This window comes from Vogesella mureinivorans (genome assembly GCF_007644035.1).
Lineage (GTDB): Bacteria > Pseudomonadota > Gammaproteobacteria > Burkholderiales > Chromobacteriaceae > Vogesella > Vogesella mureinivorans.
Genome location: NZ_VMTV02000604.1, coordinates 1 through 255 on the forward strand (window position 1 = coordinate 1; position 255 = coordinate 255).

A 255-nucleotide genomic window follows, 5' to 3' on the forward strand; every position below is an offset into this window, starting at 1 on the left:
CATCCGCATCAACGGCCGCGAGGTCGAGGATGCCGACCTGATCGCCGCCTTCGAGGCGGTCGAGGCCGCGCGTGCCGGGGTGTCGCTGACCTTCTTCGAGTTCGGAACGCTCGCGGCGCTGTGGCTGTTCACCCGCGCGGAGCTTGATGTCGCGGTGCTTGAAGTGGGCCTCGGCGGCCGACTCGATGCGGTCAACCTGGTCGACGCCGACATCGCCCTGCTGACCACGGTCGATCTCGACCACATGGACTGGCT

The 255-nt window shown here is 67.8% G+C and carries 1 pseudogene; it reads left to right on the forward strand.

The annotated features are described in order from the left end of the window. Positions 1-255 (forward strand): annotated as a pseudogene (locus FLQ44_RS16480) (bifunctional tetrahydrofolate synthase/dihydrofolate synthase); the annotation flags it as partial.